Origin of the sequence: Corallincola platygyrae (genome assembly GCF_039544265.1) — a bacterium.
GTDB classification, from domain to species: Bacteria; Pseudomonadota; Gammaproteobacteria; order Enterobacterales; family Neiellaceae; genus Corallincola; species Corallincola platygyrae.
Genome location: NZ_BAABLI010000005.1, coordinates 157,002 through 175,764, shown reverse-complemented (window position 1 = coordinate 175,764; position 18,763 = coordinate 157,002). Strand labels below are relative to the sequence as shown.

Sequence of the window (18,763 nt, the reverse complement as noted above, 5' to 3'; positions counted from 1 at the left end):
GCTAATATATGAGGGGTAGATTGCAGAATAGTGTGACGAGGGCTGAAAAAACAATCAGCCCACGGACTCCTGAACACGGCGTGTATCAAGCAAATGTGCGGGAATTTCAAAACTGAAACGGCTTCCTTTGCCCACTTTAGATTTGATTTCCAGTTGGCTCTGATGGTTACTAAGGGCATGTTTAACAATGGATAATCCCAACCCTGAACCGCCCGTATCTCGGGAGCGAGCCTTATCAATACGATAGAAACGCTCGGTCAGGCGGAGTAAGTGTTCGGGCTCTATACCATCACCATCATCTTTGACGTAGAACTCAGCGCCCTGCTCTGTTGGTTTCCAACCCACGATGATCTCACCGCCCGCAGGCGTGTACTTCACCGCATTGAAGATCAGGTTGGAGAACGCGCTGCGCATCTGTCTGGGTTCGCCAAACATATCCAGGTTTTCGGTCAGCTTGAACGTAACCTTTAGTTGCTTGTCTTTGTGGATGGCGGCCACTTCCTGTTCAATCAGCGCCAACATGTTAGCGACATCGATGCGCAGGCTCCCCTGACTGACACGTCCAGACTCCAGGTTAGATAACTCGGTCAACTGAGACACCAGACTATCCATGCGGTCTGTCTGTGATACCAGCATCTTATGCACCTGCTGCCACATGGCAGGATCTATCTGGTCTGGATCCGTAATCATCTCCAGGTAACCTTTAACTACAGTAAGCGGCGTTCTTAGCTCATGGGTCACGTTAGCAACGAAGTCACGACGCATATTTTCCAAACGCACCAACACCGTTATATCCCTGATCACCAGAAGACGTTGATGATCGCCGTAGGGCATCAAGCGAACTTCCAGTTTGCGTTCGACATCAATGGGGGATTCCAGGATCAGAGGTTCGCTTGGCTCGCCACGTTGACGAATAAAACTGCCAAATTCTGGTGAGCGCACCAAGTTATCAATCCGTTGACCTCGGTCTTCCGGCCAACGCAAGCCAAGTAGCTCTTGGGCCTGAGTATTTGACCAGAGGATCACGTGGTGCTGCCCGATCAGCATCACTGCATCAGGCAGGGCCTCGGCGCCTTCTCTGAATCGCCGCACTAGTTCACCAAGCTGTCCTCGGCGCTGCTGATTACGCATCTGAAGCTTGAAGATGCCATCAAATACCGGTCGCCAGCTACCTACGCCTTGCGGTGGAGCAAAACGTCGGCTGTGCCAAAGATAATGACGAAGACGGTTTAGGTTTACATAGTGCCAGGCCAACAGGCCAAGGGAGGCGAGGAGAAGTAGTTCTACCAGTAGGTCTGTCAACAAACCTAACAGCACCACACTTCCGTAAAAGAAGGCTAAGGTGCTGATAAGCTTGGACGCTTTATAGCGATTATCCATTCAGATGATAATACTAAATACGGGTGGAGAAGCGGTAGCCAGCCCCACGGACAGTTTGTATTAGCTTATCATGTCCTGTCGTTTCAATCGCCTTTCTTAGTCGACGAATATGCACATCTACGGTGCGATCTTCCACATAGATGTTTGTGCCCCAGACATTGTCCAGCAGCTGCTCACGGCTGTAGACACGCTCAGGGTGAGTCATAAAGAAGTGCAGCAGTTTGAATTCGGTGGGCCCCATATCCAGGCTATCTTCGTCAACTGTCACTCGGTGACTGACAGGATCAAGACGCAGGCCCTGCACTTCAATGATGTCATCCAGACTGGTTGGGTTAACCCGGCGGATAACCGCCTTAATACGCGCCATCAACTCTTTGGGTGAAAATGGCTTGGTGACATAGTCATCGGCACCCACTTCCAGGCCACGAACCTTATCTTCCTCTTCACCGCGTGCGGTTAACATGATGATAGGGATCTGACGGGTGATATCTTCACGCTTAATTTGCTTCGCCAGTTGAATTCCGCTGCCACCAGGCAACATCCAATCCAATAAAATCAGGTCAGGAAAAGGCTCGACAACTTTAGACAGTGCCGTATCGAAATCTTCCGCCTCTACCACTTGATAACCATGCTGATCCAATACAAAAGACAGCATCTCACGAATGGGCGCTTCATCTTCTACGACCAGAATTCGCCTTGCCATTGAGTTACCTCTCCTCTCCTAGTTCGCTCACGTAAAGTCCTTTATCGCGGCGTCCAATCCATCTCGCACCATCTTCAACAAATGAGGGTGCAGCTATGGTGCGGAATTATCGGATTACCAGATTTCACTTTTATGACAATTGTTAAATTATGGTCATTAAAATTGGCTATGGAGCCCAATTTATCAATTTAACTGCCTAATTCGGCTATCAGAGCGGCCAGTGCAGCAGTGACCAGCCCCGCGGTTGCGCCAGCGGCCAAGGTACTGCCTTTCTCTTCTGGAGGCTCGGTACTGTCTTTTTTCAGAGGTGTATGGTTGGGATCAGAAGCGATTGCCCAATAGGTGGTGCCGGTTTCAGTAACTTCACGACGAACGAGGTGATCTTTGACCAGATTATCCAGAATCCCGACCAGCGCCGCAGCAGGCAATCCAGACACCTGCTTCAGATCCGCAACGGTAAAGCCCCGTTGTGGATATTTGTTGATAACGGTGCCGATGGCTCGGGCCAGTGGGTCCATGATGTCCTCACTCTTGCAATTCGATTCATCGGCACTGTATCGGTTTTATTATCTACCAACTTCGAGGTAGATCAGAATTTATGAATCATACCCAAAGCTAAGTAACTGGCATCATCATTCTGAACGTCGATATCGCGATATTCAGCTTCTGGCTTTTCAGCCAAAGTCAGCCATAAATATGCCGATGTCGTCTTATTAAAAGTATAGTCGACGCCCAGACTGGTACTGTTTTGGAAGCCTAACTTGTTGCCATCGTCATCTTTACGTTTGGTGTAGCCCAGCTTGTACAAATCGCTTGCCATGTACTGCGCTTTCAAGGTCCAAGGCCCCATCAGGTAGGCAACATTGGCCATATACCCGGATTCATCATCACCAGACGTTGTTGACTCTGTATTCTGCCACATGGCACCAAATTTCCAGTCACCCCAAGCTACACGGCCGACAGCCACCATGTTGTCATAACCAGTGACGCCACTCTCATAGGCAACCGAGCCCCAAACAGGTTGTTTCTTCAGCGACTTATCGCCATAAAACAGTGCCAGGTTGTAACCTTCGTCACCGTCTTCGAGATCCTTTTGTTTACTGTTGTCACCGGTAATGATCGTGGCGCCTAGCTGCCATTGATCCCACTTGGGTGATTTCCAGGTCACGTTGTCACCCAGTCGGTTATCACCCGCAAACAAGAACTTGATATCGCCTTCAACGTCGCCAAAAAGGTCGGCGCTGTTATTCGCCTCTTTGAATACGGTATTGCGGCGGCCAATCATAAAATCACCCGCAGGGCTGCTAACTCCCAGATACTGATCCCGACTATCCAGCGCATCCGCTTCGTCGTCATCAATATTGACCTGGAACTCAAGCTTGTAAAACACGCCCCAACCTTCACCCAGGTCGCTGTCGCCCTTAATGCCAAAGCGGGAGGCATAACTCGCAACCTCTGAATAACTGCCACGGGCTGTGGTGCCATCATCACTTTGCTGTAAAGCCAGATTGAGTTTGCCGTAGATTTTTGGTGCCGCCTGAGTAGCCGGAGCTAAGGCCAATAGACATGCTAAAGAGAGTGCATGGCGTTTCATTAGATATCCCTTTTGAATCAAGCTGATTAGATTAGGCGGGATAGTAACAAAACTGTCATATATGATTTTGACCTGCTACAGGTTGATAACAAAGCTTTAAAACGACTGGAACAGGCGAGAAAACACTAATCAAGATAGAGAACGTTGGCCGATCAGCGCACATATAGCCACTGTTTCAGAGAAACGCAAAAGGGGCGCCAAATGGCGCCCCTTACTCTTAAAACCCAGGTAAGTTTTAATTAGAACTTGTGCTCAAGACCAACGCCGAAGAAAGTCTCGTCGTCCATCACTTCACCGCTATCTTCGTTCAGAACGTCTTCGTCCAAGTCACGCAGAGTGTAGTAAGCGAACACTTTAGTTGGCTTGCCAAGCTTGTACTCAGCACCAACGCTCATGGCAGTCATATCAACGTCGTCACTCATTTCCATCATCTGGTACTGAGCTTCCAAAGTAATAGCGTTGATCTTGTAAGCTACGCTGAACATGTAACCAGAGTAGTCTTCGCTGTCGTGCTCAACCTTCTCTTGGTTCTGGTACATACCGCCAACTTTCAAGTCATTCCACTTGTACTGAGCAGTTGCACGCAGGATGTCATAGCCAGCAACTTCGCTGTCATATGCAAGAGATGCGAACAGGTCTGATTTCTTGAACTTAGCATCGCCGTACATACCAGCCAGTGAGAAACCGGTAGTTTCATCACCGTCTTCGTCTTTCTGCTTGCTGTTGTCTTCAGTGATGACACTTACACCGCCGTAGAAGCCGTTAAACTTAGGCGTCATGTAGACTACGCTATCACCCAGACGGTTTTCGCCTTTGAACAGGTGCTTGATATCGCCATCAAGGTCGCCGAACAGGTCAACTTTACCCTGAGACTTTTTCAGCATGGTGTCGTTACGACCGATTTGGAACTCACCCCAGCCGCCTTTCAAGCCAACGTACTGGTTACGAGACTTGATATTGTCGTCTGAACCGTTGCCTTTGTCCTGGTCAGAAACGTTAACTTCCCACTCCAGCTTGTAGACAGCTTGCAAGCTATCAGTCAGCTCAACGCCACCTTTGATACCGAAACGTGAGGCGTTAGAGCTAACAACAGTTTCAGAACCGTCAGTGTCCAGTGAATCTTCAGAACCTACGGATGCGTTGATTTTGCCGTAAACAGTTACCGGAGCAACCGCGAATGCCGGAGCGGCAAACGCCATAGTGAGAGCAGCGGCAACAGCAGTTTTCGCGAAGTGCTTCATTGTGACTATCCCTTATTCAAAATATTGTTGGTTTCTCAAATTCCGAAAAACTTTTTAAAAAGCCTTGGCTTCGGATGCGACAGAGTTTGTCAGGCAATTGTGACAGTTTAATGTCAGTAGTCACCATTTTGTTAAAACTAGCAAGGTCTTGTTGGAAGCAAGTAAGATTTCGCGTTTTCTTGATGGGAATCAAAATGTTAATACAGCCCACTAGACACCAAAATATGAGCTAAACTTGTTTGGGCTTTCGCGTCGGATACAAAAAACTAACGAAAAAGTGGCTGCTATGGTGCAAAGATACTGAACCAATGTTGCACTAAGGTGAACAGAAAACCAGAAGTAACGTTTTGCCTTGTGTCTTCCCTCCTTTTTCAGGATGTTAGTGCCATGAGTAACACACCACACCGCTCTGTCAGAACAGCAACACTTTGATCAACTAGTAATTTTTCACTATGCACACTTGGCTTCTTATCGTTTATTTACCAAACTGAACTAATGAATTGGCATTGGAACTTGCTACTGATAGGGCGACGGATGTAGCCATGCAGATAAACAGTCTTTCTCGCAAACTTCTTCACCAGGTCCTCTCCATCTATTTTGTTCTGACCTTTCTTGTTACCTGTGGACAAGTGGCCGTCGAGTATTTCAACACCAAGTCCTATATCACTGGTGAGCTAGAAACCATTCAAAAGACGTTCAGTGCCAGCCTGACCCGCGCCATTTGGGAGCTCAATATTCAACAGGCCAAGACCATTGCCCAAGGCTTGGTCGCCATGCCGATGATTGAGGGTGTTTCGATCCGTGATGAAGCGGGTGAGGAGATGATAGAAATCGGCCGTCAGGCAAACAGCCAAAATCTTCCCGCCATCGAAGACCTCACAGAGCCTCTCCTCAGAGAGGGAGAGCACGGTTTGTTCGGCTTCACTTTTCCATTAGTTTTCGAGTTTTCTGGCAGAGCAACGCTACTCGGCGATGTCACCATCTACTCTAGCCGAGATGTCGTGATAGACCGGATTAAGGTCAACCTGATTTTCCTGGTTGGCAACGCCCTGATTAAAACACTCTTTCTGATATTCCTTGTGATGCTGGTGTTTAACCGGATTCTGACTCGCCCTTTGGCCGACCTGACACAACAGATCAGCGATCTTGAGTGGGAAGATATTGGTGCGGTGAAGGTCAAGCTAACCAGTGATGAACGCAATGAGTTAACCATGCTGGAGCGTGCGTTCAATGAAATGGTTGATCAACTAGATGCCTACAAACAAGGATTAGACACTGCACAAAACAATCTCATCGAGGCCAACAGACAGCTTGATGATCAGAATCTCAGGCTTGAGCAGGATGTTGCGCGAAAAACTTCAACCCTTAGTCGCACCTTGGTAGAAGTGGACCGTCAAAAAAGCGAGTTGGAACAGCACCAGTCGGCATTAAAAAAGCAGCGTGAAGAGTTAGCAGAGTCATTAGATGAGTTAAAAACAACTCAGGCACAATTGGTCGAATCAGAAAAGATGGCGTCGCTCGGTAATCTGGTTGCCGGCGTAGCTCATGAGATTAACACTCCTATTGGTGTAGGAGTAACCGCCTCTTCTTATTTGGAAGACCGGATAAAACAGCTGGAACAAAAATTTAATGAGAAGTCACTGACACAGAGACATCTGCAGGAGTTCCTGGCCGATGCTCAGCACAGTACCCAACTATTAAATACCAACCTGCACCGAGCTGCAGAGCTGATCGCCAGTTTTAAACAGGTCGCCGTAGACCAAACCAGCGAGATTATCCGCGACTTAAATCTGAAGTCGTATATAGAAGAAGTGATCCGCTCGCTACAACCCAAGCTCAAACGCCAAGAGCCCAACTTCCATATTCATTGTCCAAGCGATCTTGTACTTCATTGCCGGGCTGGCGCTCTGTCCCAAGTGTTTACCAACCTGATAATGAACACTTTGATCCACGGGTTTGAAGAGACCGAAAGTGGTGACATCTTTATCGATGTCAGCATCAATAACCAACATGTTGTTATTGGTTACAAGGATTCAGGTAAAGGCGTGAGCCCTGAAAACTTGAGAAAGCTATTTGATCCCTTCTTTACTACCAGGCGTGGGCACGGTGGCAGCGGCCTTGGCACCCATATTTTGTATAACCTGGTTACCCAGTCACTTGGCGGCACAATAACCGCCACAAGCCCTGCCGGTGAAGGGTTGAGTTATACCATGGTGTTACCACAGCATTTCGAGTAGCTATTGTCCCCACCTAAAAATGAGGGTTACAGTCCAACGCTGAGCCCTCAGCCACAAATACTGGGATAGTATCTAACGGCGCAAATACATCCCGCCACTGTCCACCCTCCAGCCAGGTGACGTCTTCGCCGTTTTGCATACTCGCTTTAGAATGTATACCGGAATCCATTTCGGGATGAATAGCGCAGGCTCGCCAGCGCGTGCCCTCAGGCAAATACACCGCTCGGTGATCTGCTCCTTGTGTCATGACAGGTGCCACCAGCAAACAATCACCAAACAAAAACTGATCACCCAAGGCATAGCAGTTACCGTCATGGGGAAAGTCGAATAACAGAGGTCGCATCAATGGCCGTCCAGTTTCATTAATCTGCGACAGGTGATGATGAATATGGGGCCGCAATTGCTCCCGCAGTCTCAGCAGGTGGCTCAAAATCTCGTAGGCAGGCTCACCAAAACTCCACAACTCATTGTCTGCCCCCATTTTGTCGCTACCTGGGTCTCTCTTCCCATGCAGCCTGAAGATCGGACAGAACACGCCATATTGGAACCAACGTACGATTAACTCTCTGAAATAATCACTCTCAGGGTTACCCCCATAAAATCCGCCAATATCCGTGGTCCACCATGGGATTCCGCTTAGCGCCATGTTTAAACCTGCAGCCACTTGTATCCGCAGACTCTCGAAGCTGGAGGGGATATCCCCTGACCAGACCGCAGCACCATACTTTTGGCTTCCCGCCCAAGCTGAGCGACACAGCGTTAAGATTTCATTCTCTCCGTCATTCGACAAGCCTTCGTAAAATGCCTGTTGATGCCACTTTGGATAGAGACAAGCAACTTCGCTCCCAATCCCTTGGTGAAAGACTAATTGTTGGGCATCTGCAAGGTTCATTTCAGGCTCGCATGCATCTAACCAAAACAGTTTGATACCGTACTTGCGGTAACCAGCCTGCACTCGCTGCCAGAAATCTTTGCGTGCTTCTGGATAAGAGGGGTCGTAGTAATAGAAGTTAACCGCCTCATCTGAGGCACTATCAACAAAACAATTGAGGGCTAGTTCGTTATCAAAAGTCGATAACAGATACCTGTTTTCCGCTAACTCTTTGGCTGCCTTGCTCTCTGGATTAATACTGGGCCATATGGAGACCATCAGCTCTATCCCCATCGATGTGAGTTCATCAACCATGGCTTGCGGATCAGGCCAGTACTTAGGATCAAAGCAAAGGTCTCCCATTTTTGGCCAGTGAAAGTAATCGATAACAATAACTGACAGAGGTAAACCTCGCTGCTGGTACGACCGCGCCACATTCAGCAGATGTTCCTGACTGGCGTACCTGAGCTTGCATTGCCAAAAACCACTGGCCCAAGCGGGAAAAGTTGGCACAAGTCCAGTGACTTGATAGTAAGCAGTCATTAACTTGGAGAAATCGCCACTGGCAGCAAACCAGATATCAAATTGACGTGCGCCGTCGGCGACAAATCTTGTGCGGTTCGAAGCCAGCTCAACTCGACCTGTACCCGGCATATTCCATAACAAACCATAGCCACGGGAGGAGATCAGAAAGGGAACATTGACCTCACTATTGCGCTGTTGCAGATCTAACACACAACCTTTTTGATTAAAGTAGCCATGTCTGCGCTGCCCCATGCCGTAAAAACATTCATCTTCATGAGCAACCAGATCTAATGTCAGATGATTCAATCCACTGACAGCCGTTCGATACTGCCGGGGAGCCTGTTGTTCAATCACCCAAAAGTTGCGTTCAAGGTCAAAGACACGGATGTAGCCGGTGTCACTTAGTGTTACTTTTAGGTTGGCGTGATACAGCACCGCATGATCTGAGCTAAGCTCAGCATTAACAGGTGTACGATCTGGCTCAGGGATTAGCGCTTGGGGAATCGAGTCGTTAAAGCGTCCCCTATAACAGATAATTCTTATCCCTAAATTGCCCCAGCTTTGAATTTCAGTCGTTTCACCCTGATGTAATAACTGAATGCCTTGCTTTGTTATTTGCAACATAACCGGGTCTCAATGGTTTTCGCCTAGTTTAGGCAAGGTCACGTTATTCTCAATGGCGTCATGTCAAAGGATATAAATAGACATGCTATGTAACAGAAAGTCGCTGGTGTTAGCTCGCTAATTTAAAGACACTAGGACAAGGGTTCTTTTCAGGAGATCACAATGCGTAAGATCCTCATTGTTAGTATTGTGGCCACGGCAACATTGCTGGCGGGTTGCGCACCAAGTTCACAAACGGGCAGCAGTTACAACCGTGAAGAAGCGCGTCGTGTTCAACAGGTACGCGTCGGCCAGGTCATTGATGTGCAGGTCGTGAATATCGAAGGTACAAAAACAGGTGCAGGTGGCGCTGCTGGTGCAGTTGCCGGGGGTATCGCGGGTTCAGCCGTTGGTGATGGTAAAGGCAGCGATCTTGCTGCAGTCGCGGGCGCCGTCATTGGTGCAGCCATCGGTGCCATGGCTGAAGAGTCACTGACCGAAAAACAGGGCCATGAGTACACCATCCGACTGGAAAGCGGTGACATCATCTCTGTCGTTCAGGCTTTTGATCCTGAACTTCCAGACGAAATCCTGGCCGGTGACTGGGTCAAGATTCTGCAGCAAGGCAGTTCTACACGTGTTAACAAACTGCAGAACTACAGCGCATTCAAGGATGATTCCGCTGGCGGCGGCAGTGGCGCTGGCGGCTCGGGTGGCGGTGGTATGGCTGATGATGGCGGCACGGGTGACGCTGCAGGTGGCTCTGGAGATGAACCAAATCAAGACGCAAACTCAAGCACCGTAGATACAGTTTCCAGCAACGGCTAACCAAAATTTTTGCTATCATGCGGCAGTTTCCAACTGTCGCATGAGACTCTTCCATGGCTCTGAAGTACAAAACGATCCCGGTTACCCCCTTTGCGCAAAACTGCAGCCTTGTCTGGTGTACAGAAACTCAGCAAGCTGCATTGGTTGATCCAGGAGGCGATATCGATCGCTTACTTGGAGCCATCAAACAAGAGGGAGTAACTCTCAGCAAGATTCTGCTGACTCACGCTCACATTGATCATGCCGGTGGCACAGCCACGCTTACCGAAAGCAGCGGACTCCCCGTCGAGGGGCCACATAAGGAAGATGAGTTCTGGATCGACGCACTACCACAACAGAGCCAGATGTTTGGTTTTCCGCAAGTGGGCACTTTTACACCTAATCGCTGGTTAAATGATGGCGACCAGGTGCAAGTGGGTAATGAAACACTGGACGTTCTCCACTGCCCGGGACATACCCCAGGACATGTAGTCTTCTACCATGCGGACAGCGCCATAGCATGGGTAGGTGATGTGCTCTTCCGCGGCAGTATCGGTCGCACCGACTTTCCAAAAGGTGACCACCCTACCCTCATTGCTTCGATTAAAGAGAAGTTGTTCCCACTGGGCGATGAGATACGTTTTGTCCCTGGACATGGTCCCGAATCAACCTTTGGTGAAGAGCGTCGTTCAAATCCGTTTGTGCGAGGCTAATCCTTGCTCGAGCGCGTTGAGTGTGGCTCAATAGCGCTCGAATTTCTTCCCGTACCTTCTCTATAAAGAACATCAACTGGACTAATTATGTGGTTTAAAAATCTGCGCGTTTATCGCTTTAGTCGTCCTTGTGACATCACCGCAGACTCGCTTGAAACAGCACTGACCGAATTCTCATTCAAACCTTGTGGCAGCCAAGACCGCCAGCAGCTTGGTTGGGTAACCCCTCTGGGCAAACATGGCCAAACACTACTGCACGTCGCCAACAATAATCTATTGGTTTGTATGCGCCGTGAAGAGCGTGTATTGCCATCGGCGGTCGTTAAAGAAGCGCTGGATGCAAAAGTTGCAGAAATCGAAGAAGCTCAGGGCCGCCCTGTACCGCGCAAAGAGCAGCAGACGCTGAAAGAAGAGATAGAAATGCAGCTGCTACCTCGCGCCTTTACTCGTAGCCAGATGACATTTGCCTATATATCACCAGCAAACAATCTGCTGGTGGTAGACGCCTCCAGCGCCGGTAAAGCTGACGAGCTCGTTTCTCTGCTTCGCAAAACCGTGGGCTCCCTGCCTGTCGTTCCACTGACCAGCAAAACCAACCCTGCGGCCTGTATGACTGAGTGGGTTAAAAATGGCCCTCTTCCAGACGGGTTTGGTCTGCTGGAAGAAGCCGAGCTGCGTGACGCAAGCGAAGATGGCGGTTTGATTCGTTGTAAGCAACAGGATCTCACCAGCGACGAAATCTATGCACACCTCGAAGCTGGCAAAATGGTTACCAAACTGGCCCTAGATTGGCGTGAACGCTTGACCTGTCTGCTTGAACAGGAGTTGGTGATCAAACGCCTGAAGTTTAACGATATTCTCCGTGAAGAGAGCGGTAACGCTGACGATATCGACGCTGTCGCTAAGTTCGACGCTGACTTCATGCTAATGTGTGGCGAGTTAGCCAACTTCATTCCTGAACTGATGGAATCACTGGGTGGTGAAGAGATCAGCGAACTGAATGGCTGATTGAGTTTAGTTCTTCAGTAAAAAGGCGCCGCTCCTTAATCAAGAGCGGCGCCTTTTTTAATTAAATTCAGAACGGTGGGAGGGTATCAATCGTCAAACGCTGACTTGGTTTCGTTATACTTCTCAAGGAAATCTTCACTCTCGAAGATACCCAAGTCGTCAATCACACCTTTCTCCAGATAAGGCTGAAGTAGATCTGCCTGCGCTCTCCCTTGCCCTAGCAGACCCGCATAAATAGCGCCGATACGGATAAAGTCGAGATAGTCGACCGCCGCGGGCTGATAATCCAGGCTATCCCATTTCGCAATAGCGACCGCGAAAGACTTATCGAAGTCCCATGTTCTAATAATGGCCACACCGATATGTTTGGTCAGCTTTCTAATCGCCTGGTCGAGGAAAGCACGGTTCGCGAACTCAGCCACGTTCTTTTCAGCTTCGGCCAGGATAGGCAAGATACCGATGTTATGTACCAGCCCCATCAAACATAAGGTGTCTGACTCCAGCTCAGTACCTGGACGCTTCTGTTTGAAAGCTGCGAAAACAGCACCAGCAGCACTGGCAACGTCAACAGAATCACACCAAGACCGGTCAAAATAGTCAAAAACCACTTCGTTCTGACAAATAAACATCTGCTTCATCGCCATCGAAGTGGCAGTGTTTTTAACCTGCTCCAGACCGATTCGATTTACCGCTGCATTCAGGTTCGTCACCTTCACTGCTCGGGCATAAAAAGCACTATTGGCGATCCGGATCATGCTCGCCGTTAACGCGGGATCTTTGGCGATCTCATCTGAGATACTGTGAAGGCTCGCCTCTGGATTATCTACCGCATCCCGCACACGCAATGCGATCTCGGGTAAGGTCGGCAATACCAATGCATCGCTCTTAATCTGCTCCAGAAGGTTGTCTAATAATGCGTTTTCTGATGGCATAGAAATATCTCAATTACGGTAACATTGGGCTGATCAACAGCCTCTTTAGATTATTGTTCAAACGCAGCTTTTACTTCGCGAAAACGTGTCATAAACATCTCGTGCTCAAACGGCGACGCACTGTCTTCGCACAAGCCTTTTTCTGTAGCCACATGCATCACGTTATCGATTATACCTTCATCCTTGGTTACCTTGGCGTAGATGGTGCCAAGACGAACAAAATCCAGATAGTTCAACGCAGCAGGCTGAATCGACATATCTCGCCAATCACGCACCAGCTGCTCAAAATCAGTTCCGAATCCCCAGGCTTTCATAATGGCACCGCCAATTCGCGCACCAAACCTTGCTATAGCACGATCCAGAAAGGTCGGGTTCGCAAACACATCATCGTGGCGCTGTGCTTCCTGCAATATCGGCAATACTCCGATATTGTGGATCAATCCCATTAACGTCAGCGTATCCGGAGAGATCTCACGGCTACGGTGCTCTTCTCGGTAGTTTGCATAGACCGCTGATGATGCAGCGGCAACATCTACCGCTTGGCTCCAAGCACGTTCAATATAGATGCGAACAATGTCATTTTTACACACAAAAAGCTGTTCGAGTGCCATAGCGATTGCGATGTTTTTAATCGCACGCATACCGATACGGTGAATAGCAGCATTCAACGTGGTGACATTAGCAGCTCTGGCATAGTGAGCCGTATTAGCTATTCGAATCAGTCTTAAGCTCAATGCCGGATCTTTGCTTACAACATCAACAATTTGAGCCAACGTACTGTCAGGGTCGTCTACCGCATCGCGGACCTGTATAGCCACCTCAGGTAGAGAAGGCAGTACTAATTCATCATTATCGAGTTGTGCTTCAAGAATATGAAAAAGGGCTTCTTCAGCAGACATTAATGGTTCTCGTTCTCGCGCCAAGCGCCTGTAAATCATTGCGATTGCGCTGCATCTTAACACAGCGATTACACCCCGGTACCGGAGCTAATTCACACCACTGCATCATGCTCGATAATTAGCCTAGAATATTGATGAAGTAAGTGGTCACATGTAGAATTCGCCGCCCTGAAGACACCAACACATCAAGGTTCCACCATGTTTGTACCTGAACTGCTTTCACCTGCCGGAAGTTTAAAGAACATGCGCTACGCATTTGCCTACGGTGCAGACGCAGTTTATGCAGGCCAACCCAGATACAGTCTGCGGGTACGAAACAATGAATTTGACCTGGCGACACTAAAGCAGGGCATCGATGAAGCCCATGCTCTTGGCAAAAAGCTGTACGTGGTGTGCAACATTTCCCCCCACAACAGCAAACTCAAAACGTTTGTCAAAGATGTCGGTGAAGTGGTGGCTCTTGGGCCCGATGCGCTGATCATGTCCGATCCTGGCCTGATTATGTTGGTACGGGAGCACTTCCCAGAGATGGCCATTCACCTGTCAGTTCAAGCCAATGCTATTAACTATGCCACGGTGAAATTCTGGCAAACACAGGGGATTGAACGGGTTATTTTGTCTCGTGAGCTATCCCTGGATGAGATCGAAGAGATCCGCCAACATGTGCCAGAAATGGAACTTGAAGTGTTTGTTCACGGTGCCCTATGCATGGCCTATTCCGGTCGCTGCCTGCTCTCTGGTTACATCAACAAGCGTGATCCTAATCAAGGCACATGCACCAACGCTTGCCGCTGGAAATATGATGCCCACGAAGCCAAAGAGACCGAAACCGGTGATGTGGTAGCCGTAGATCCTAAAGAAGCAGCCCGTCAGGCCCAGGAAATTGAAGTTCAACAAGTTGAGCCAACACTTGGCGAAGGTCCCGCCACCAGCCAGATGTTCCTGCTTCAGGAAGAGATGCGTCCGGGCGAATACATGCCAGCATTTGAGGATGAGCATGGCACTTACATCATGAACTCAAAAGATCTGCGAGCCATCGAGCACGTTGATCGCCTGACCAAGATGGGTGTCCATTCACTTAAAATCGAAGGACGTACCAAAAGCTTCTATTACGTTGCGCGTACTGCACAGCTCTATCGTCGTGCCATTGACGATGCAGTCGCCGGCAAGCCGTTTGACCCGACTCTGATGCAAAGCTTGGAACACCTGGCCCATCGCGGTTACACCACAGGTTTTTTGCAGCGCCACCGTCACGGTGCGACGCAGAACTACGAATATGGTCACTCGGTCAGTACGTCACAGCAATTTGTAGGCGAAATCACCGGCCGTGATGAAGAAACAGGCTTGGCCGTGGTAGAAGTGAAAAACCGATTTAAAGTGGGCCACAGCCTGGAGCTGATGACTCCGAGTGGCAACATTACTTTCACTTTGGAACAGATGCAGAATGCTAAAGGCGAAGCAATGGAGGTGGCTCCAGGCTCGGGGTATACCGTGCTGATGCCAATTCCTGAGGATATTGATGTCGAATTTGGCATTCTGATGCGCAACCTGGAACAGGACCAGGACACTCGTCAGCCCTTTGCGAAAACTGACAAGGATGAAAATGAAAAGGCGTCATAAGACGCCTTTTCATTTTCATGTTCCAGAGCAAGTTTCTGATAGCCAGTCAGGCAGTTCCGCCACGGAATTCAAAACAGCATCAGGCTTCAGATGTGAACGCAGATCGTCCGGTTGAAACTTACCGGTTTTAATCAATACGCCGACCAATCCCGCCTGCTGTGCAGCATCTACGTCTGATGCGATGTCATCACCAATCATCACACACTGCGCTGGCAGCAAGCCAAGCGCACTGCAGCCAGCTTCAAAGAAGGACCTGGCGGGTTTGCCCATAACGGTTGCCGTCTTACCTGAGGCGTATTCCAGCGCTTTAACAAATGGCCCGGCATCCAACTGAAGACCATTTTCCGCTTTCCAGTAACGTGTCATACCCAGGGCCAACAGTTCCATCTCCGGTGTTAGCTGTAACTGCCGAAATGCTTGATTGAGTAAAGCAAAGTTCCACTGCTCCGCTAAATCTCCCACAACGACGGCATTCGGGATCTGATCTGGCGAGCAGGCTACCGCAGTAAAATCAGCCAGAGTCGATTCAGGGACATACAAGTCAGCTTTCCATTGCCTTTGTGACAACCAGGCTGCCGCCGCAATCGGAGGAGTCAGAATCTGACGCTCATCCACCTTGATCCCCAAAGAATTCAATCGTGTGGCAATGGCACTGCGCGGTTTTGAGGAGGTGTTAGTGAGAAAAAGGTGGGCGATCTCCTGTTCGCGACAATAGGTTATCGTCTCAACGGCACCGGCAATCACACCGCCCGCATCGTAGATAACACCATCTAGGTCAAACAGTACACCTTCCACTCGATGTTGCATGGTATGCCTCTGGGGTTAGCACCATGATCAGAGTTTAGATCTTCTCTTTGATCTAAACCGAATTGGAGCAAAAACTCTCCTTCGAAACACGCGCCAATAAACCCTACAAACTATAATGATAAGTGAAGCACCGAACGCTCTAACGCGTCTCCAATCGCCATAACAACACTGAGGCAAACATGCCTGGCTTAAGCGCGTCCGAAGCAGAAAAACGCTTAGCGCAATACGGCTTAAACCAACTTCCCGAGGCTCGGGAGGTAGGCCCGGTGTTGATTTTTGTTCGCCAGTTCAAAAGCCCCTTTATTTACGTCCTGTTTGTTGCTGCGGTTGTTTCCTGGCTTCTCAACCAGCAGATCAACAGCTTCTTCATTGGTGTAGTCCTACTGCTGAATGCCGTGATCGGCACAGTACAGGAGTACTCCGCGGCAAGAGCTGCCAAAGCCCTGCGCAATATGGTGCCCAGCAATGCGTCGGTGTACCGGGATGAATGTCTGCAAAAACTTGACGCTCAACAGCTGGTACCGGGAGATGTTGTACAACTGGTTGCCGGAGACAAAATTCCCGCCGACATTCGCATCACGGATTCAACCGGATTGAGTTGTGACGAATCGATGCTCACCGGTGAATCCTTACCCCAGGCTAAAAGGGTCGATGGCCAGGTGATGGACGATGCACCGATCACAGAGCGCCATAACATGTTGTTTGCGGGAACACTGGTAAGCCATGGCCGTGCCCTTGGCGAAGTTGAAAAGACAGGCGCAACCACAGAAATTGGCCAAATAGCCCACGAGGTAGGCGGTGATAGCGCCACTAAGCCACCGTTACTACTGCGGATAGAGCGCTTTACTCGCAGAGTGTCTATTGCCGTCATCATTATCATTGCCCTGTTGTTTATGATCACCATTGCCCGTGGTGACGATCTCACTCAGGTTTTTCTGATGGGGGTGGCATTGGCGGTGTCAGCGATCCCCGAGGGATTACCGGCTGCAATTACGGTGGCGCTGGCCATTGGTATGCGGCGTATGGCCAAAGTCGGCGTTATCGTACGTAAACTACTGGCGGTCGAGGCGCTGGGCTCCTGCACCCATATCGCGTCAGACAAAACCGGTACCCTCACCTTAAATGAGATGACCATTCAACACATTCGCTTTCCCGATGACCGCCACTGTCAGGCGACGGGCGAAGGCATGGATCTGCATGGTGAGATATTGCCAACCAATGCAGATCGTGAAACCAAGGCATATCTGAAGCAGCTGGTATTGTGTGGTGCATTGGCCAACGAGGCGGTGCTGCAAAAAGTAGATCAAAACTGGCGAGCAGAAGGTGACAACGTTGATATCGCCTTTCTGGTGCTGGCAGCCAAGTTAGGGTTTGAGCAGACGATATTGAGTAAACAGTATCCGCAACTGGCGCTCTGCCCTTACGAGTCAGAGAATGCCTACTCAGCAACTATCTGCCAGTTAGACCAGCACCCAACACTGTTTGTCAAAGGCAGTGTTGAGCGCCTGCTTTCCCTGTGCAGCAGTGTCATTGATGGCACTGCTTTAGACCCACAGCACATCATGCGCCAGACCAGTGAGCTTGCCCGCAAAGGATACAGAGTCCTGGCATTAGCGAGCCGAACGCTTGATAACTCGCCCGCAGATATTGCACACTCGCTTCAAGACCTGACTTTCCTTGGCATTGTCGGTATGCAGGATCCTCTGCGGCCCGGTGTAAAGGCCGCGGTAGAAAGTTGTCAAAGCGCCAGTATTCAGGTCAGCATGGTAACGGGAGATCATCCAGATACCGCCCTGGCAATTGCCGAACAGCTGGAACTCTCCCCTCCACCTACAAGGGCAGTGACGGGCCCCGAGCTCGGACACTGCGAGAAAAACGATAAAGCGCTTGCTGCGCTGGTATCTGGCCAGAGCGTTTTTGCCCGGGTAGAGCCCAAGCAAAAGCAGATGCTGGTTGAGTCACTTGAACAACAGGGAGACTTTATTGCAGTTACCGGTGATGGCGTGAATGACGCGCCGGCACTACGGCGCGCCCATGTCGGTGTCGCTATGGGTAAACGTGGTACTGACGTGGCGCGCGAAAGCGCAGACCTGATCATTACCGATGATAACTTTTCCAGCATTGTCGAGGGTGTTCGCCAGGGGCGCATCGTATACGGCAACATCCGTAAGGTTGTGTTCCTGCTTATCAGTACCGGCGCCGCCGAAATCGTGCTGTTTATTCTGTCGGTATTGATGGGATTGCCTTTGCCACTGCTGCCAATCCAGTTGCTCTGGTTAAACTTGGTCACTAACGGCCTTCAAGATAAAGCGTTGGCATTTGAGCCCGCCGAAGGCAACGAACTGCACAAGCCCCCTCGCCCTCCTCAGGAAGCTATGTTCAACCGGTTGATGATTGAACGTGTCATCGTCAACGCGGTGGTAATGGGTGGCGTGGCGTTTTTTATCTTCATCACCGCGCTAGAACAGGGGCAGGACGTGGAAACTGCGCGCAACACGACACTGCTGCTGATGGTGCTGTTTGAGAATATTCATGTCTTTAACAGCCGCTCAGAAACCATCTCTGTTTTCCGTCAACCCTTCTTTGGCAACCCCTACCTGCTGGTCGGCATGCTCTGTGCGCAGGGTGTCCATATCTGGGCCATGCATTCGGAGGGCTTAGCCAGCATTTTGCAGCTACAACCTGTATCACTGGAACTGTGGGGCACCCTGCTGTTATGGGCAACTTCACTGATCGTAATGGATGAACTACACAAACTTTGGCATCGCTACCGACACCCAGCCCGAAACAGAGACGCAAACTACAATTCAGGCAGGGATTAAT

15 protein-coding genes are annotated in these 18,763 nt (G+C 49.7%); 6 read left to right on the top strand and 9 right to left on the bottom strand.

Annotated features, from left to right (window positions below):
* Positions 1 to 54: 54 nt before the first annotated feature.
* The 5 genes from phoR to ABEA14_RS03405 all read right to left on the bottom strand — a co-directional run bounded on the left by phoR (position 55) and on the right by ABEA14_RS03405 (position 4,918).
* Complete coding sequence (phoR, locus tag ABEA14_RS03425) at positions 55 to 1,380, bottom strand: phosphate regulon sensor histidine kinase PhoR (protein WP_345338446.1); 1,326 nt, start codon at positions 1,378 to 1,380, stop codon at positions 55 to 57.
* Positions 1,381 to 1,393: 13 nt separating this feature from the next.
* Positions 1,394 to 2,083, bottom strand: coding sequence for a phosphate regulon transcriptional regulator PhoB (phoB, locus tag ABEA14_RS03420; protein WP_345338445.1), 690 nt, complete (start codon positions 2,081 to 2,083; stop codon positions 1,394 to 1,396).
* Positions 2,084 to 2,271: 188 nt separating this feature from the next.
* The gene (locus tag ABEA14_RS03415; RefSeq protein ID WP_345338444.1) at positions 2,272 to 2,601 is read right to left on the bottom strand and encodes a hypothetical protein; all 330 of its coding nucleotides are present in this window, start codon (positions 2,599 to 2,601) and stop codon (positions 2,272 to 2,274) included.
* Positions 2,602 to 2,672: 71 nt separating this feature from the next.
* On the bottom strand, positions 2,673 to 3,677 hold the full coding sequence (locus ABEA14_RS03410; RefSeq protein ID WP_345338443.1) for a porin: 1,005 nt from the start codon (positions 3,675 to 3,677) through the stop codon (positions 2,673 to 2,675).
* A 239-nt stretch (positions 3,678 to 3,916) separates the two neighbouring features.
* Positions 3,917 to 4,918, bottom strand: a complete 1,002-nt coding sequence (locus tag ABEA14_RS03405; RefSeq protein WP_345338442.1) for a porin — start codon at positions 4,916 to 4,918, stop codon at positions 3,917 to 3,919.
* 542 nt (positions 4,919 to 5,460) lie between these two features.
* Between ABEA14_RS03405 and ABEA14_RS03400 the strand changes: the two genes are divergently transcribed.
* Positions 5,461 to 7,155 (top strand): sensor histidine kinase, encoded by a 1,695-nt coding sequence (locus ABEA14_RS03400; RefSeq protein ID WP_345338441.1) that lies wholly within the window; start codon positions 5,461 to 5,463, stop codon positions 7,153 to 7,155.
* 13 nt (positions 7,156 to 7,168) lie between these two features.
* On the opposite strand, the gene ABEA14_RS03395 is transcribed toward ABEA14_RS03400, so the two are convergent.
* The gene (locus tag ABEA14_RS03395; protein WP_345338440.1) at positions 7,169 to 9,175 is read right to left on the bottom strand and encodes a glycoside hydrolase family 31 protein; all 2,007 of its coding nucleotides are present in this window, start codon (positions 9,173 to 9,175) and stop codon (positions 7,169 to 7,171) included.
* Positions 9,176 to 9,337: 162 nt separating this feature from the next.
* On the opposite strand from ABEA14_RS03395, the gene ABEA14_RS03390 reads away from it, so the two are divergent.
* The 3 genes from ABEA14_RS03390 (at position 9,338) to rdgC (ending at position 11,682) form a co-directional block, all read left to right on the top strand.
* Entirely contained in the window at positions 9,338 to 9,982 is a 645-nt protein-coding gene (locus tag ABEA14_RS03390; RefSeq protein ID WP_345338439.1) for an outer membrane lipoprotein, read from the top strand.
* 59 nt (positions 9,983 to 10,041) lie between these two features.
* Complete coding sequence (locus ABEA14_RS03385; RefSeq protein ID WP_345338515.1) at positions 10,042 to 10,674, top strand: MBL fold metallo-hydrolase; 633 nt, start codon at positions 10,042 to 10,044, stop codon at positions 10,672 to 10,674.
* Positions 10,675 to 10,761: 87 nt separating this feature from the next.
* Complete coding sequence (gene rdgC / locus ABEA14_RS03380) at positions 10,762 to 11,682, top strand: recombination-associated protein RdgC (protein ID WP_345338438.1); 921 nt, start codon at positions 10,762 to 10,764, stop codon at positions 11,680 to 11,682.
* A gap of 86 nt (positions 11,683 to 11,768) precedes the next feature.
* Here rdgC and ABEA14_RS03375 read toward each other — a convergent pair whose 3' ends face one another.
* Positions 11,769 to 12,614: an HDOD domain-containing protein gene (locus tag ABEA14_RS03375; RefSeq protein ID WP_345338437.1), complete on the bottom strand. Its 846-nt coding sequence runs from the start codon at positions 12,612 to 12,614 to the stop codon at positions 11,769 to 11,771.
* A gap of 50 nt (positions 12,615 to 12,664) precedes the next feature.
* Positions 12,665 to 13,513, bottom strand: a complete 849-nt coding sequence (locus ABEA14_RS03370; RefSeq protein WP_345338436.1) for an HDOD domain-containing protein — start codon at positions 13,511 to 13,513, stop codon at positions 12,665 to 12,667.
* Positions 13,514 to 13,711: 198 nt separating this feature from the next.
* Here ABEA14_RS03370 and trhP point away from each other — a divergent pair, with 198 nt between their 5' ends.
* Positions 13,712 to 15,133 (top strand): prephenate-dependent tRNA uridine(34) hydroxylase TrhP, encoded by a 1,422-nt coding sequence (gene trhP, locus ABEA14_RS03365; RefSeq protein ID WP_345338435.1) that lies wholly within the window; start codon positions 13,712 to 13,714, stop codon positions 15,131 to 15,133.
* 15 nt (positions 15,134 to 15,148) lie between these two features.
* Here the strand turns inward: trhP and ABEA14_RS03360 are convergent, their stop codons facing one another.
* A complete protein-coding gene (locus tag ABEA14_RS03360) occupies positions 15,149 to 15,940 on the bottom strand; it encodes a TIGR01458 family HAD-type hydrolase (protein WP_345338434.1) in 792 nt (263 codons plus the stop codon).
* Between the two features lie 179 nt (positions 15,941 to 16,119).
* On the opposite strand from ABEA14_RS03360, the gene ABEA14_RS03355 reads away from it, so the two are divergent.
* Positions 16,120 to 18,762 (top strand): cation-translocating P-type ATPase, encoded by a 2,643-nt coding sequence (locus ABEA14_RS03355; protein WP_345338433.1) that lies wholly within the window; start codon positions 16,120 to 16,122, stop codon positions 18,760 to 18,762.
* Position 18,763 lies beyond the last annotated feature (1 nt).

What these genes read in the sequence shown, in the direction of transcription:
- ABEA14_RS03405 (WP_345338442.1), bottom strand. Translation starts at nt 4,918, where the DNA reads ATGAAGCACTTCGCGAAAACTGCTGTTGCCGCTGCTCTCACTATGGCG.
- ABEA14_RS03355 (WP_345338433.1), top strand. Translation starts at nt 16,120, where the DNA reads ATGCCTGGCTTAAGCGCGTCCGAAGCAGAAAAACGCTTAGCGCAATAC.
- ABEA14_RS03375 (WP_345338437.1), bottom strand. Translation starts at nt 12,614, where the DNA reads ATGCCATCAGAAAACGCATTATTAGACAACCTTCTGGAGCAGATTAAG.
- trhP (WP_345338435.1), top strand. Translation starts at nt 13,712, where the DNA reads ATGTTTGTACCTGAACTGCTTTCACCTGCCGGAAGTTTAAAGAACATG.
- ABEA14_RS03395 (WP_345338440.1), bottom strand. Translation starts at nt 9,175, where the DNA reads ATGTTGCAAATAACAAAGCAAGGCATTCAGTTATTACATCAGGGTGAA.
- ABEA14_RS03415 (WP_345338444.1), bottom strand. Translation starts at nt 2,601, where the DNA reads ATGGACCCACTGGCCCGAGCCATCGGCACCGTTATCAACAAATATCCA.
- ABEA14_RS03360 (WP_345338434.1), bottom strand. Translation starts at nt 15,940, where the DNA reads ATGCAACATCGAGTGGAAGGTGTACTGTTTGACCTAGATGGTGTTATC.
- ABEA14_RS03390 (WP_345338439.1), top strand. Translation starts at nt 9,338, where the DNA reads ATGCGTAAGATCCTCATTGTTAGTATTGTGGCCACGGCAACATTGCTG.
- phoR (WP_345338446.1), bottom strand. Translation starts at nt 1,380, where the DNA reads ATGGATAATCGCTATAAAGCGTCCAAGCTTATCAGCACCTTAGCCTTC.
- ABEA14_RS03400 (WP_345338441.1), top strand. Translation starts at nt 5,461, where the DNA reads ATGCAGATAAACAGTCTTTCTCGCAAACTTCTTCACCAGGTCCTCTCC.
- ABEA14_RS03370 (WP_345338436.1), bottom strand. Translation starts at nt 13,513, where the DNA reads ATGTCTGCTGAAGAAGCCCTTTTTCATATTCTTGAAGCACAACTCGAT.
- ABEA14_RS03410 (WP_345338443.1), bottom strand. Translation starts at nt 3,677, where the DNA reads ATGAAACGCCATGCACTCTCTTTAGCATGTCTATTGGCCTTAGCTCCG.
- rdgC (WP_345338438.1), top strand. Translation starts at nt 10,762, where the DNA reads ATGTGGTTTAAAAATCTGCGCGTTTATCGCTTTAGTCGTCCTTGTGAC.
- phoB (WP_345338445.1), bottom strand. Translation starts at nt 2,083, where the DNA reads ATGGCAAGGCGAATTCTGGTCGTAGAAGATGAAGCGCCCATTCGTGAG.